Annotated in this window: 13 protein-coding genes and 1 pseudogene; 6 read left to right on the forward strand and 8 right to left on the reverse strand. The window is 59.4% G+C overall.

All coding sequences use genetic code 11. The annotated features are described in order from the left end of the window. Window positions 1-20: 20 nt before the first annotated feature. The 6 genes from BMX59_RS05865 to BMX59_RS05890 all read right to left on the reverse strand — a co-directional run bounded on the left by BMX59_RS05865 (window position 21) and on the right by BMX59_RS05890 (window position 5,275). Entirely contained in the window at window positions 21-1,160 is a 1,140-nt protein-coding gene (locus BMX59_RS05865) for a DegT/DnrJ/EryC1/StrS family aminotransferase (protein WP_093120513.1), read from the reverse strand. Between the two features lie 174 nt (window positions 1,161-1,334). Further along, a complete protein-coding gene (locus BMX59_RS05870; RefSeq protein ID WP_003176799.1) occupies window positions 1,335-1,649 on the reverse strand; it encodes a DUF2388 domain-containing protein in 315 nt (104 codons plus the stop codon). A gap of 69 nt (window positions 1,650-1,718) precedes the next feature. Further along, window positions 1,719-2,165 carry an NfeD family protein gene (locus BMX59_RS05875; protein WP_071490443.1) on the reverse strand — a complete coding sequence of 149 codons (447 nt, stop codon included), beginning with the start codon at window positions 2,163-2,165 and terminating at the stop codon, window positions 1,719-1,721. A 10-nt stretch (window positions 2,166-2,175) separates the two neighbouring features. Beyond that, on the reverse strand, window positions 2,176-3,096 hold the full coding sequence (locus BMX59_RS05880) for an SPFH domain-containing protein (protein WP_010207363.1): 921 nt from the start codon (window positions 3,094-3,096) through the stop codon (window positions 2,176-2,178). Between the two features lie 77 nt (window positions 3,097-3,173). Further along, a complete protein-coding gene (locus tag BMX59_RS05885) occupies window positions 3,174-4,853 on the reverse strand; it encodes a GspE/PulE family protein (protein ID WP_093120516.1) in 1,680 nt (559 codons plus the stop codon). Window positions 4,854-4,936: 83 nt separating this feature from the next. Further along, window positions 4,937-5,275: a hypothetical protein gene (locus tag BMX59_RS05890; protein ID WP_093120519.1), complete on the reverse strand. Its 339-nt coding sequence runs from the start codon at window positions 5,273-5,275 to the stop codon at window positions 4,937-4,939. Window positions 5,276-5,402: 127 nt separating this feature from the next. On the opposite strand from BMX59_RS05890, the gene BMX59_RS05895 reads away from it, so the two are divergent. Continuing rightward, entirely contained in the window at window positions 5,403-5,873 is a 471-nt protein-coding gene (locus tag BMX59_RS05895; RefSeq protein WP_010207358.1) for an Lrp/AsnC family transcriptional regulator, read from the forward strand. Window positions 5,874-5,983: 110 nt separating this feature from the next. Here the strand turns inward: BMX59_RS05895 and BMX59_RS05900 are convergent, their stop codons facing one another. Continuing rightward, complete coding sequence (locus BMX59_RS05900; RefSeq protein ID WP_093120522.1) at window positions 5,984-7,351, reverse strand: CYTH domain-containing protein; 1,368 nt, start codon at window positions 7,349-7,351, stop codon at window positions 5,984-5,986. Between the two features lie 158 nt (window positions 7,352-7,509). Here BMX59_RS05900 and argE point away from each other — a divergent pair, with 158 nt between their 5' ends. After that, on the forward strand, window positions 7,510-8,658 hold the full coding sequence (gene argE / locus BMX59_RS05905) for an acetylornithine deacetylase (protein ID WP_071490438.1): 1,149 nt from the start codon (window positions 7,510-7,512) through the stop codon (window positions 8,656-8,658). A gap of 135 nt (window positions 8,659-8,793) precedes the next feature. Further along, a complete protein-coding gene (gene argA, locus BMX59_RS05910; protein ID WP_071490437.1) occupies window positions 8,794-10,095 on the forward strand; it encodes an amino-acid N-acetyltransferase in 1,302 nt (433 codons plus the stop codon). Window positions 10,096-10,127: 32 nt separating this feature from the next. On the opposite strand, the pseudogene BMX59_RS05915 reads toward argA, so the two are convergent. Further along, a pseudogene (locus tag BMX59_RS05915) lies at window positions 10,128-10,731 on the reverse strand (ABC transporter substrate-binding protein). 370 nt (window positions 10,732-11,101) lie between these two features. On the opposite strand from BMX59_RS05915, the gene BMX59_RS05920 reads away from it, so the two are divergent. From BMX59_RS05920 to ssuE, 3 genes are all read left to right on the forward strand, one after another. Beyond that, entirely contained in the window at window positions 11,102-12,472 is a 1,371-nt protein-coding gene (locus BMX59_RS05920; RefSeq protein ID WP_092241793.1) for an OprD family porin, read from the forward strand. Between the two features lie 290 nt (window positions 12,473-12,762). After that, on the forward strand, window positions 12,763-13,401 hold the full coding sequence (locus BMX59_RS05925; protein ID WP_093120525.1) for a peroxiredoxin: 639 nt from the start codon (window positions 12,763-12,765) through the stop codon (window positions 13,399-13,401). Window positions 13,402-13,597: 196 nt separating this feature from the next. Continuing rightward, window positions 13,598-14,191 carry an NADPH-dependent FMN reductase gene (gene ssuE / locus BMX59_RS05930; protein ID WP_058426479.1) on the forward strand — a complete coding sequence of 198 codons (594 nt, stop codon included), beginning with the start codon at window positions 13,598-13,600 and terminating at the stop codon, window positions 14,189-14,191. Window positions 14,192-14,282: the final 91 nt, after the last annotated feature.

Here is a 14,282-nt window from a genome sequence, read left to right on the forward strand (position 1 = left end):
ACGGCTCCCGCAATGTGTTTTCAGGGCTGTAGAACCGCCTTCACGGCTGCCACCGACCGCTCCACATCCGCCTCTGTCATCGCTGTAAACATCGGCAACGACACGATCAAACGCCCCACTCTCTCCGCTACCGGGAACATGCCTTCCTTGAACCCTTGTGCCCGATAAAGGCTCAGCAGGTGGATCGGCGGGTAGTGATAGCCAATGCCGACGCCATGAGCCTGCATCTGCTCCATGAAGGTGGCGCGGGCTGGCAGACCGTCTTGACGTTCCGGCAGCACCAGTTGAAACAGGTGCCAGTTGCTGTTCTCGAAGTCTGCCGGCGGCAGTTGTGCGCCGTACTGCTCTTCAAAGTCACTGCCAAAGCATTTGAAGTAGTGCCGCGCCAGGTTCTGGCGGTGAGCAGTGATCTGCTCGATATGGGCAAATTGCCCCAGGCCAATGGCGGCGGCGATGTCGGTCATGTTGAACTTGCCGCCCAATACATCCACGTCGAGGCCGTCGAAGCCGGTGCGGGTAACGCCCTGCAGGCGGTATTTTTCCGCCAGCCGTGCCTCTTCGGCGTTGTTCAACACCAGGCAGCCGCCCTCGGAAGAGGTGATGTTCTTGTTGGCCTGGAAACTGAACGACACAAAATCCCCGGTGGCGCCAATACGCTCGCCATCCCAGCTGGAACCCAGCGCCTGCGCCGCATCTTCGATAATGCGCAGGTTGTACTTGTTCGCCAGTGCATACAGCATCGGCATATCCAGGGGCAGGCCGGCCAGGTAGACCGGGATGATCGCCTTGGTGCGCGGGGTAATCGCCGCTTCCACCTGGGACAGGTCGATATTGCGGGTCACCGGGTCAATATCGGCAAACACCGGCGTAGCGCCCACTTCCAGGATCACGTTGGCCGTGGCCACCCAAGAGATTGGCGTGGTGATGACTTCATCGCCCGGACCGATGCCGGCAATGCGCAAGGCAATCTCCATGGTGCAGGTGCCCGAGTTGAAGGTGCGCACCGGCCTACCGCCAAAGTACTCCGACAACTGCGCCTCGAATGCCTGGACCTTCGGCCCGCTGGTTATCCAGCCCGAGCGCAGTACATCGCCGACCGCTGCAATGGTGGCTTCATCAATGGTGGGTTTGGAAAACGGCAGGAAGGGCAGTTGGCTCATGACGACGAAGGCATCCGTTTCAGGTTGGCGATGAGTAAGCGAGGTATCAGTACCGGCATGGTTGCACGGGTTGACTGAATATAGCCTGTCGCCCGTGAATGAATTGTCATGCGCGGGGAAAAACGTGGACAAAAAAATGCCGCTTCAACAGCGGCATTTTTCAGAGCGATGGAATCACTCGGTGACAGCATTTTTCGCAAGGATGGCGTTGGCCAACTCCATGTCCGTGGCCTGCAGACCAGGGTTATCAGCGCGAACTTTCTGCATTGCTGCTTCCAGGTATGGACCACGGATGCCGCCGTCGCTGGCAACGAAGCTGCCTGCGTCGTCTTGTGCAGCGACCACCAGCTTGTGGTCCTTGAAGGTCAGGTACGTCGAGCCGGTAGTGGCGCCGGACGAGATGACATTGCGCCAGAAACTGTCGGCCATGGCTGATCCGACAGGGAGGGAAAGCACAGCAAGGGTTGCGACAGCATATTTGAGACGCATGATGGGTGACTCCGGGTGGGTTATCTGTACTTTATGATTGTAGTTAGCCCAATCGAGTTCCATCACTGACTAAACAGTTTCAACCCTTAACACCACGCCTTCCTGGCCAACCACCCGTACTTGAGCGCCTACGGGGCTGTCCGGGCCGGTCACCATCCACACGCCATCACCGACTTTCACCTTGCCCCGGCCATCCACAATCGCCTGGTGCACCACGAAGGTGCGGCCGATCAGCTCGGAGCCGCGTTCGTTGAGCCCCGGCTGGTCGCTGGCCTTGGCGCTGCTGCGCTGACGTTTCCACCAGTACACCGCCGTCATTATCGACAACACGGCAAACAGCAGGAGTTGCCATTCCAGCCCCAGGGGTGGCACCAGGAACTTGATCACGCCCACGGCCGCCGCGGCGATACCCATCCACAACAGGTAACCGCCAGCGCCGAATACCTCAAGAATCAGCAGTACCGTGCCCAGTGCCAGCCAATCCCAGAACGACAGATGCTGCAGGAAATCCCACATGGCGCTGGCCTCAGCCTTTCTTGTTGTCGAACGTTGCCTTGACGATCTCGCCGATACCGCCAACTGCGCCGATCACCTGGCTGGCTTCCAGCGGCATCAGGATGACCTTGCTGTTGTTGGCCGAAGCCAGCTTGCCCAGGGCGTCGATGTATTTCTGTGCGACGAAGTAATTGACCGCCTGCACGTTGCCCGACGCGATTGCTTCCGATACCACCTGTGTGGCGCGGGCTTCGGCTTCGGCCTGACGCTCACGGGCTTCGGATTCAAGGAACGCCGCCTGGCGGCTACCTTCGGCCTCGAGAATCTGTGCCTGCTTCTTGCCTTCGGCCGTCAGGATCGCCGAGGCGCGCAGGCCCTCGGCTTCGAGGATCTGCGCACGCTTGATCCGTTCGGCTTTCATCTGGCCCGACATCGCGGCCATCAGGTCGGCGGGCGGGCTGATGTCCTTGATCTCGATACGGGTGATCTTGATCCCCCATGGCGCGGTGGCTTCGTCCACGGTCTTCAGCAGTTTTTCGTTGATGCCGTCACGCTGGCTGAGCATGGCATCCAGTTCCATGGAGCCGAGCACGGTACGGATGTTGGTTTGCAGCAGGTTGCGGATGGCGTGTTCGAGGTTGTTCACCTCGTAGGCGGCCTGGGCGGTGTTGACCACCTGGAAAAAGCACACGGCGTCGATCTGCACGGTGGCGTTGTCGGCGGTGATGACTTCCTGGGGCGGGATATCCAGTACGCTTTCCATCACGTTGATCTTGCGACCGATGCGGTCCATGACCGGGATGATGATGTTCAAGCCAGGCTTGAGGGTATTGGTGTAACGGCCGAAACGCTCGACCGTCCATTGGTAGCCCTGGGGGACCACCTTGAAGCCCATGAACAGGATGGCGATGGCCAGCCCCACGAAAAGAAGCAGTACGGTTCCGATCTGCATAGCGATTCCCTATCTGATGGTGTCAGTGAAACGACGTTGGGCCGATTGTAACGGTGTTGTCACCGATAAGAACGGTTTCACTGCTTAACAAACAAAGGATTTGTTACCGAATCCCCGGGAGTCACCCGCAAGACTTCCGCCACCGTGGTGAGCCCCGCCGCGACCTTCTGCATGCCGGCCATACGCAAGCTGCGCATGCCGTGAGTCACTGCTGCCTGGCGCAGGGCCTGCACATCGGCCCCAGGCGTGATCAAAGTCCTGAGCGCTTCGTTCAAAACCATGATTTCGTAAACGCCGGCCCGCCCCTGATAACCGCTGTGTCGACATTCGACGCACCCGACCGCTTCATGGGCGTCACCCAACGCACGCTTGCAGTGGGGGCACAGAACCCGCACCAAACGCTGCGCCATTACGCCGAGCAAGGTGGCTTTGATCAAATAATGCGCAATGCCCAGCTCCTGCAGGCGGCTGATGGCGCTGGGCGCATCGTTGGTATGCAGGGTCGACAGCACCAGGTGCCCGGTCAATGCAGCCTGGATCGCCATTTCGGCGGTCTCCTGGTCGCGGATCTCGCCGATCATGATGATGTCCGGGTCCTGGCGGAGCAGGGCGCGGATGCCGCTGGCGAAGGTCAGGTCGATATTGTGCTGAACCTGCATCTGGTTGAACGCCGGCTCGACCATCTCGATCGGGTCTTCCACCGTGCACAGGTTGACTTCCCGCGTGGCCAATTGCTTGAGCGTGGTGTAGAGGGTGCTGGTCTTGCCTGAACCGGTAGGGCCGGTGACCAGGATGATGCCGTTGGTCTGGCTCGTCATGGCTTGCCAGCGTTGCTGGTCCTCAACCGATAAACCAAGCTGGTCAAAGCCCTTGAGCAGCACCTGTGGGTCGAAGATCCGCATCACCAGCTTTTCACCAAATGCCGTGGGCAAGGTGGACAGGCGCAGTTCCACTTCCGCTCCGGTCGGGCTTTTGGTCTTGACCCTGCCGTCCTGGGGCCTGCGCTTTTCCGCCACGTTCATGCGGCCCAGGCTTTTGAGGCGGCTGACGACTGCCATCGTGACCTGGGGCGGGAACTGATAGACGTCGTGCAACAACCCGTCGATGCGAAAGCGCACACGGCCCTGTTCACGGCACGGTTCAATGTGGATATCGCTGGCACGCTGGCCGAAAGCGTACTGCAACAGCCAGTCGACGATGTTGACGATATGCGCGTCGTTGGCATCCGGCTCCTGGTCGCTGGCGCCGAGGTTGAGCAGTTCGTTGTTGCCCGGTGCCGCAACTTTTTGATCGGCGCCGCTGACGGACTTCGCCAGCCGGTAGAACTCGCCAATACAGCGCGTTATGTCATGGGGGTTGGCAACCACACGCTTGATCGAGCGCTTGAGCACCTGCGCCAGCCCGGCTTCCCAACTGGTGACGTGGGGCTGGGCGCTGGCGACGGTGACCGTCTGCGCGTCCACCGCCACTGCAAGGATGGCGTGGCGTTGGGCGAACGCATGGGACATCAGCGGCACGACCGTCGCCACATCGATCTTCAACGGATCGATGCGCAGGTACGGTTGCCCGGCATGCTGGGCCAGCCATTCGGTCAGGGTTTCCAGACTGGGGCCAAGGGCTGCGATGCTTTCCAGGGGATGCAAGGTGTTGCTGGCCGGCAGCGCCGACAACTGCTGTGCAACTTCCGGGGTGATCACTCGCCCTTCGAGCAGAGCCGGCAGCAGCTGACGCAGTTCCAATCGTTGATCAACCGGCATGGAGATTTTCCTGAGGGCAGTGGGCGTAAATCCCAGGCTAGCCAGCCCCTGAATATCTTCCTCCCGGCGTGTATTGCAGGGTCTTACTGAGCAACCGCCATCACTGCCTGAGGCGCCACGGAATCAGCCGACCACACGTCCAGTGTGCACACGCTGATCAGGTTTCGAATCTTTTCACCGATCACCTGGGCACGGTGCCAGCTCAGGCCGTCCATCACGATGGCGATGTTCAACAGGTCTTCTTCGCGGTTGACCGTAACCTGCTGTGGCGTGAGGAATTGCAGAGCGAAATAGTTGAGTACCCGGCACACAACGTCGGGCTCCGCCTCGGCGACGATGTGGTAATGGGCCTGGCAATGGGTGCTGTTGACGGCCCACGCATCGATGCGGGTGGCGGGGTGGTTGGTTTCGACGGCATGCATGGGAAAGCTCCGGATTCGACTGGAGAAATTTTTACATTCGCCACGGGAGATTTCTTATCTAAGATGGGCCTTATTTGTCGAAAATCGAATCAATCAATTCAGAATAAGTGCGATGGAGGGTATTTATATGCACAGCGAGTTGGACGCCTACGACCGCCGTATCCTGGCCCTGTTGCAAGAAGACGCTTCGCTCTCCAGCGCGCAGATCGCCGAACAGGTCGGCCTGTCCCAGTCGCCTTGCTGGCGACGTATCCAACGGCTCAAGGAAGAGGGCGTGATTCGTGGCCAGGTGACCTTGCTGGATCGCAAGAAGATCGGCCTCAACACGCAGATATTCGCCGAGGTGAAACTCAACGCCCACGGCCGCTCCAACTTCACCGAGTTCACCGATGCGATTCGCGGGTTCCCGGAAGTGCTGGAGTGTTATGTGCTGATGGGGGCGGTGGACTTTCTGCTGCGTATCGTCACCTCGGACATCGAGGCGTATGAGCGGTTTTTCTTCGAGAAACTGTCGATGGTGCCGGGGATTCAGGAGGTTAATTCGATTGTGGCTTTATCCGAGATCAAGTCCACCACCAGCCTGCCAGTACTGCGCTGACAGGGATGGCCTCATCGCGGGCAAGCCCGGCTCCCACATTGGATTGGGTTCACAGATTTCTATGTGTGAACCCAGTCAGTGTGGGAGCGGGCTTGCCCGCGAAAGCGTCCTTACAGGCGCAGCAAGGTCTTCCACGCCCGGTTCTGATACACCGCAATCGCCTGATGCATCCGCGCATCCAGCGACTCATCGGTAATCGGCTGGTTGGCCAGTTGCACCAGCTTGTTCAGCTCGCCGTACAGACGGTCCAGTTCCGGAATGTCGACCACCTGGCGCGCATGGTGCAGCCAGGCCTGGATGCGTTCGATACGCGGCAGTTGCTCGGCCAGGTCTTCCGGCTGTTGCTGGTAGCGCGGCAGTTGCAGGGCGACAGCGTCGTCGGCCAGCAGGCGCGGCAGCCAGTTGGTGATTTGCGCGGCGCCCTGGCGGTTGCCACGCACGGTGCGGTCGGCGGTCCAGCTGCGGGCGAGCAGCCAGCGTGAAGCGTTCAGTGAGAACAGGCCCCAGCGCACGTCGTCCAGTTCTTCGGCGAACTGTTCCGGTGCGGCTTTGCGGATGTCCTCGTCGTCATCACCGGCCTGTACCAGTGGACGCCAGTCTTCCAGCAGGGCATCGAGCGCGCTGCGCAGTTCGCTGGTGGACTGACGCGGTGCCGCCTGGCCAAGGCTGCCGACCAGGGCACGCAGTTCGCCGAGGTTGTCGACCCAGTCTTGCAGCAGGCGCCAGTGGCCATTGAAACGGTATTGCTCGGCCAGGCGTTGGCTGCTGCCCAGCAGGTGCCACATGATCGCAGCGAAGGCATCGTCCAGCGGCATTTCAACGTGGATCTGCGGCGCCGGCAGGCTCAGGGAGTAGCTGCTGGCGTCGTACAAGCGGTAGCCGCGCTCGGCCTTGCTGATATCGCACGGCATCAACGCCAGGGTCGCGGCCAGCTCGGCGGCCAACTCCAGCAGGGCGGCCGGTTCGCCTTCGCGCAGTTCCAGTTCCAGCTCGCAGATTTCTTCTTTCTGCTTGCCGACCACCACGTGGCCCAGATCCAGGGCGGCTTCGATCACCACCTTGGCCTTGCCGCGACCCCAGGCGATTTCGGCGCGCTCACGCACGAAGTCGGTGGTGAAGATCGGCTTGAGGGTCTTTTTGTCCAGCTCGGCCAGTTGCTCGGGCCAGCATTCGCCGTCGAGCTTCTTCACGTCGAGCTTGGCTTTAGGCAGTTCCCAGTTGTATTCGTTACGTTCCGACAAGCCGGCGACGCTCTGGCCGCGGGTCTTGAGGGTCTGGATGATGTCGTCACCGTCCTTGCGCAGGCGCAGGGCGACTTTGGCCTGGGCCAGGTCGCGCTCGGGGGTGTCGAAGTACTGGTTCATCAACTCACGGCGTTCCCAGCCACTTTTGTTGCGTTTTTTCAGGAGCGGGTGCTCACGCAGCGCGGCGAGGGTCTCGCGGCTGACGCGGAGCTTGATTTCAGTTTCTTTTTGCATGGCCGGAACATCCAGGATCGGGAGCGCAGCCGGGGAAATGAGTGGCTGCCAAGGTCGTGCAGTGTACAGGACTGAGCCCGGCAACGCGCCGCAACGGTTTATTGTGTCGTGCAGATGGCTCTATAGTGAGGCTCATCCGGGAAGTCGAGAGGCCGAGCATGCCGTTACCGTCCATGAAAGAGCAGTTTGCCGCGTTGATTGCCGCGCCATCCGTGAGCTGCACCCAGGCGTCTCTCGACCAGACCAACCGCCCGGTGATCGACTTGCTCGCCGCTTGGCTGGGGGATCTGGGTTTCGCCATCGACATCCAGCCAGTCAGCCCCGGCAAGTTCAACCTGTTGGCCAGTTACGGCAGTGGGCCCGGAGGCCTGGTGCTGGCGGGTCATAGCGATACCGTCCCTTATGACGCAGCGCTGTGGAAGACCGACCCGCTCAAGCTGACGGAAGTTGACGGCCGTTGGGTAGGATTGGGCAGCTGCGACATGAAGGGCTTTTTCGCGCTGGCCATCGAAGCGGTGTTGCCGCTGCTGGATCAGCCGTTCAAACAGCCGCTGCTGATTCTCGCCACCTGTGATGAAGAAAGCTCCATGTCCGGTGCTCGCGCACTGGCCGAAGCGGGCCGCCCGCTGGGTCGCGCAGCGGTGATCGGCGAGCCGACCGGCCTCAAGCCGATCCGCCTGCACAAAGGCGTGATGATGGAACGCATCGATATTCTTGGCCAAAGCGGCCACTCGTCGGACCCGAGCCTGGGCCACAGCGCGCTTGAAGCCATGCACGACGCCATCGGCGAACTGCGCGGCCTGCGCCTGGCCTGGCAGCGCGAGTATCGCAACCCTCAGTTCAGCGTGCCGCAACCGACCATGAACTTCGGTTGCATCCACGGCGGCGACAACCCCAACCGCATCTGCGGCCAGTGTTCCCTGGAGTTCGACCTGCGCCCACTGCCGGGCATGGACCCCCAGGTGCTGCGCGATGCGATCCGCCAGAAGCTCCAGCCGGTGGCCGAGCGCCATCAGGTCAAGATTGACTATGCGCCCCTGTTCCCCGAAGTACCGCCGTTCGAGCAACCGGAAGATGCCGAACTGGTACGGGTGGCGGAACGATTGACCGGCCATCGTGCCGAAGCAGTAGCGTTCGGCACCGAAGCGCCTTATCTTCAGCGCCTTGGTTGTGAAACCCTGGTGCTCGGCCCCGGCGACATCGCCTGCGCACACCAGCCGGGCGAATACCTCGAAATGTCACGCTTGACGCCTACAGTGCGTCTATTGCGGGAACTGATCGAACATTACTGCCTGAAACCTGCATAAATTAACCCCTGCCTGTTCGTACATAGAAGGAGAGTGAGCGTGTCGCCAAGCCTGTTCCGACGATAACCATCAGCCCGCCGTGCGCTTTCACGATTCATCCTTTTTCGGCTGCTTTTTATTACAGGCCCAGGTTCTATGCCCGACTACGTTAACTGGCTTCGCCATGCGTCCCCCTACATCAATGCCCACCGCGACTGTACCTTTGTGGTCATGCTGCCTGGCGATGGTGTGGAACATCCCAACTTCGGCAATATCGTCCACGACCTGGTGCTGCTGCACAGCCTGGGTGTGCGATTGGTGCTGGTCCACGGTTCGCGCCCACAGATCGAAGCGCGCCTTGAAGCGCGGGGCCTGACCCCGGCTTACCACGAAGGCTTGCGCATCACCGATGCCGCAACCCTGGAGTGCGTGATCGACGCGGTCGGCCATCTGCGTATCGCCATCGAAGCGCGCCTGTCGATGGACATGGCCTCGTCGCCGATGCAGGGCTCGCGCCTGCGCGTTGCCAGCGGCAACCTGGTGACGGCACGTCCGATCGGTGTACTCGAAGGCGTGGACTACCATCACACTGGCGAAGTGCGCCGCGTCGACCGCAAGGGTATCAATCGCTTGCTGGATGAGCGCTCCATCGTGTTGCTGTCGCCGCTGGGGTATTCGCCCACCGGTGAGATCTTCAACCTGGCCTGCGAAGACGTCGCGACCCGCGCCGCCATCGACCTGGGCGCCGACAAACTGCTGCTGTTTGGCGCCGATATGGGCTTGATCGATGAGAACGGCCGCCTGGTACGCGAGCTGCGCCCGCAACAGGTGCCGGCTCACCTGCAGCGCCTGGGTAAAACCAACTATCAGGCCGAATTGCTCGATGCCGCCGCCGAAGCGTGCCGGGGTGGAGTAGGGCGCAGCCATATTGTCAGCTATGCCGAAGACGGCGCCTTGCTCACCGAGCTGTTTACCCGGGACGGCGGCGGTACGCTGGTGGCCCAGGAGCAATTCGAGCAGGTGCGCGAAGCGGCGATTGAGGATGTCGGCGGTTTGCTCGACCTGATCAGCCCGCTGGAAGAGCAGGGCATCCTGGTACGCCGTTCGCGGGAAGTGCTGGAACGTGAGATCGAGCAGTTCAGCGTGGTGGAGCGCGAAGGCATGATCATCGCCTGTGCAGCGCTGTATCAGATCGCCGATTCGGACGCGGGAGAGCTGGCTTGCCTGGCAGTGAACCCGGAATATCGCCATGGCGCTCGTGGCGATGTGTTGCTGGAGCGCATCCAGGCCCGTGCCCGGGCGCAGGGGTTGAAGACCTTGTTTGTCCTCACCACCCGCACCGCGCACTGGTTCCGTGAGCGGGGGTTTGTGCCGAGCAGTGTCGACCGCCTGCCGTCGGCGCGGGCGTCGCTGTACAACTATCAGCGTAATTCGAAGATCTTCGAGAAGGCCCTGTAACCCACACCCTGTAGGAGCCGGTTAACCGGCTCCTACAGGGTGCAGGGCTTGACGAATTTGTCGGTCACGAAGGCCGAGTCATCCGGCAGCACTACCTCAACCTTCCCCTGCTACTCCAAGAGCTTCGCCGTCTCCCCGATCGCCTTCGCCATGCCGCCTTTTGGCAGCGCATCGGTTTGTTGTGCCTGGGCATCCGGGAATGTCGTGCCGGCTAGCAGCTCATGAATGTCTGCGGCGTCGGTGCCTGTCATTTTCGCGATTTTCTGCAGCGGTTTCGAATCTACTAATGAGAGGTTGAGACAAACGGCGTCGCGATGGTTTTACCGAACAAATCCTTGGGTGCGTCAATGTGGCTGTCCTTACGCACCACCGATGCTTCAGAAGTATTGATCTGGGCCGATACGATGAACGCGACGATGGATAGATTCCGTGATGCCGCTGCGGCAGCGGCGCTGGAACCGAGGTTGCCGATTTGCACGTCGCCCGAGGCGATGGCGGTTACGACTTCCGGCCCACTGTTGAATGGCGCCAGGCAATTTTCTAGCCGATGGGCAAATCGGCCGCTTTGACACCAAAAGAAACTATTAGTGACACAAAAACTGTAACAAATTGACGGGAGGATATGCGTTTGGCCATGATGGCGTCGCCTTTTTGATCGTGGGTGACGTATGCAACCTTACGGCCACACTAATCGATCTAAAAAAGTGCTAACAAATACCCTTTAGGAATTAGCTTGTGAAGCGGTTCGTCTACGCTGACGGGTTCGCGTCATGCAAAGGCTTATTCCCGAATCGTATGAAAAAGAATGAAATAATTCTTTTTGGGTGTATGAAAAACTCATTACCCTGCAGGGACCAAATCAACTGCGATTAGACGAAGGTAGTAGACACACAAGGTTACGATTGACTTGGTGGTCACTATCTGGCGCTAATCGCGCATCTGTGGATCGAGGGCGTCAGACCCGAGACCAAAGAAATACAAAAATTAGAAATGAGAGGAGCGGTACATGAAGAAGTCAACATTGGCGTTGGCCGTAGCTTTGGCTGCGATTGCCCAGCAGGCAAACTCCGCCGGTTTCATCGAAGACAGTAAGGCAACACTGGGGCTGCGTAACTTCTACATCAACACCGATAACCGTGACGGTCACCCTAACGCCACGTCCAACACGCGTAGCAAAAACGCTGAATGGGGCCAAGGCTTCGATCTACGTTTCATCTCGGGTTACACCCAAGGTACTGTGCAGTTCGGTGTTGACGCGATCGGTCTGTACGGCGTGCGTCTGGATTCGAGCCGTGCTGATCACGGTAACTACACTGGCACTGCTTCGGGCGGTACCATCTTCCCAAGCGACGGCAACAAAGCTGTCCACGATTACGCCAGCCTGGGCGTGACCGGTAAGGTGAAGATCTCCCAGACCGAACTGAAGTTGGGCACCCTGCAGCCAAAACTGCCGGTTATCGTGACCAACGATGGTCGTCTGCTGCCGCAAACCTTCCAAGGTGGCCAGATCACCACCAACGACATCAAGGATTTGACCTTGGTGGCCGGTCAGGTGGAAAAGGCCAAGGGCCGTAACTCCAGCAATAACGAAAACCTGTCGATTGGCGGCGCCAACGGTAGCTCCAACTACAACGCCGGCAAGTTCAGCAACAAGTTCTACTACGCCGGTGGTGACTACAAGCTGACCAAAGACCTGACTGCCCAGTACTACTACGGCAATCTGGAAGATTTCTACAAGCAGCACTTCCTTGGTCTGACCCACAACTGGGCAATCGGTCCAGGCGTTCTGAAGTCTGACCTGCGTTATTTCAACAGCTCGGACGATGGCAAGAACGGCAACACTGCCGCTTACTACTCCAGCGGTAACTACAACAACTTCAACGCGGGTAAAGGCAAGGTCGACAACAACCTGTACAGCGGCCTGTTCCTGTACACCGTTGCCGGTCACACCTTCGGTGGTGGTTACCAGGTCAGCAATGGTAGCAGCGACTTCCCTTGGTTGAACCAGGGCGACGGCTCGTCGGCTTACATCACTACCGACATGCAGATCCAGAAGTTCGCCCGCGCTGGCGAGCGTACCTGGCAAGCTCGCTACGCTTATGACTTCGCAAAAGTCGGTGTACCTGGCCTGACCGCTGGTGTTGTTTACCTGAAAGGTAGCGACATCGACACCATCGCCAACAACAACGGTCGTGCCGAAACCACTGGTCAATCCGAGTGGGAGCGCGACATCACTGTTGCCTATGTGATTCCGGAAGGCCCGCTGAAAAACCTTGGTGTTGCCTGGAAAAACGCTATGTGGCGTACCGACCTGGCGAACACCCGTTCCCAGGACGAAAACCGCCTGATCGTCAGCTACTCGCTGCCACTGTTCTAGTAGCGTGACGCTTTTGTAAGCCTGTAAAACCCTGCCCGGTGCAACACCGGGCAGGGTGTCTTGCTTTCAAGTCGGGCCAAACCCCCGCAGGCCCTTCCTGACCCCTCTTTGTACAGCGTCTCAAGGCCTTCTCGAACCTTGGAAACGATGTTGCTCCTCGTCTGCCCCCGCGTCCAATGAACAGATTTTTAATATTCCTTTATCGTCTAGATAAATTGATATTTATTCTTTTTAAATAATCCACAATCCATGCACAGTGGGCTCCATAAGCACTCACCAGGAGCCACACCATGAGCCTAAGACTGGGCGATATCGCCCCCGACTTCGAACAGGATTCCAGCGCCGGCACGATTCGTTTCCACGAATGGCTGGGCGATAGCTGGGGTGTGCTGTTTTCCCACCCGGCGGATTTCACCCCGGTGTGCACCACCGAGCTGGGTTTCACCGCCAAGCTCAAGGACGAATTCGCCAAGCGCGGCGTCAAGGCCATCGCCCTGTCGGTCGACCCGGTGGATTCGCACCACAAGTGGATCGAAGACATCAACGAAACCCAGAACACTGTTGTCAACTTCCCGATCCTGGCCGACGCCGATCGCAAAGTGTCCGACCTCTACGACCTGATCCACCCCAACGCCAGTGACACACTCACCGTGCGTTCCTTGTTCGTGATCGACCCGAACAAGAAGATCCGCCTGACCATTACCTACCCGGCCAGCACCGGGCGCAACTTCCACGAGATCCTGCGGGTCATCGACTCGTTGCAGCTCACCGACAGCCACAAGGTCGCCACGCCCGCCAACTGGCAGGACGGTGATGAGGTGGTGATCGTGCCTTCGCTCAAGGATGAGGAAGAGATCAAGAAGCGCTTTCCGAAGGGCTATCGCGCGGTGAAGCCGTACCTGCGCCTGACACCACAACCGAATCGCTGATCACATAGCAGGGGTTTTGAGGCCGTTTCGACGGCCTTTTTTTTCGGCTGCGATTTCATATCTGGCATATGCATTTAAAGAATAAACAAATGAAAAAATAAGATTTATAGATATATGAATCTGCTGATAAGGTCTGTTCCATCTTGGCGCCATCGTCACACAGCGAACCGCCGACACCTGCTCAAGGAATTCCTGCATGTTGGTCGTAACACTTGGAGGCAGCCCCAGCCAGCGCTCCCGCTCCGGGGTATTGCTGGATAAAACCCGTCAGTGGTTGCAAGACAAAGGCGTAGAAGTGGTGAGTTACCAGATACGGGACTTCCCGGCTGAGGACCTGCTGCATGCGCGCTTCGACAGCCCCAAGGTCATCGACCTGTTGCAACAAGTGGCTAACGCTGACGGCCTGGTGATCGCTACGCCGGTGTACAAGGCCTCGTTCTCCGGCGCGCTGAAGACCGTGCTGGACCTGCTGCCCGAACGCGCCCTGGCCCACAAGATCGTGTTGCCGATGGCCACCGGCGGCAGCATCGCCCACATGCTGGCGGTGGACTATGCCTTGAAGCCGGTGCTGTCGGCGCTGAAGGCCCAGGAATTGCTCCACGGCATCTTTGCCGAAGACAGCCAGATCGCGTATGGCGAAGGCAGTGCCCAGGCGCAGTTGGTGCCAGTGCTCGAACAGCGTTTGCACGAAGCCCTGGAAACACTGTACGGCGCAATGGCCCGTCGCCCGAAACCGCTGGACCCCCACGTGTTGAACGAACGTTTGTTGAGTGCTCGCTGGAGCATCTGAGCCTCACTGATATACCGAAACACTCACCTTACTCAGCCGCCAACGGCCAAGCAGGTGCAGCCAAAACCCCTAATCGCATTTTTGGAGAGAG

It is taken from the genome of Pseudomonas sp. NFR09 (genome assembly GCF_900111535.1).
GTDB classification, from domain to species: Bacteria; Pseudomonadota; Gammaproteobacteria; order Pseudomonadales; family Pseudomonadaceae; genus Aquipseudomonas; species Aquipseudomonas extremorientalis.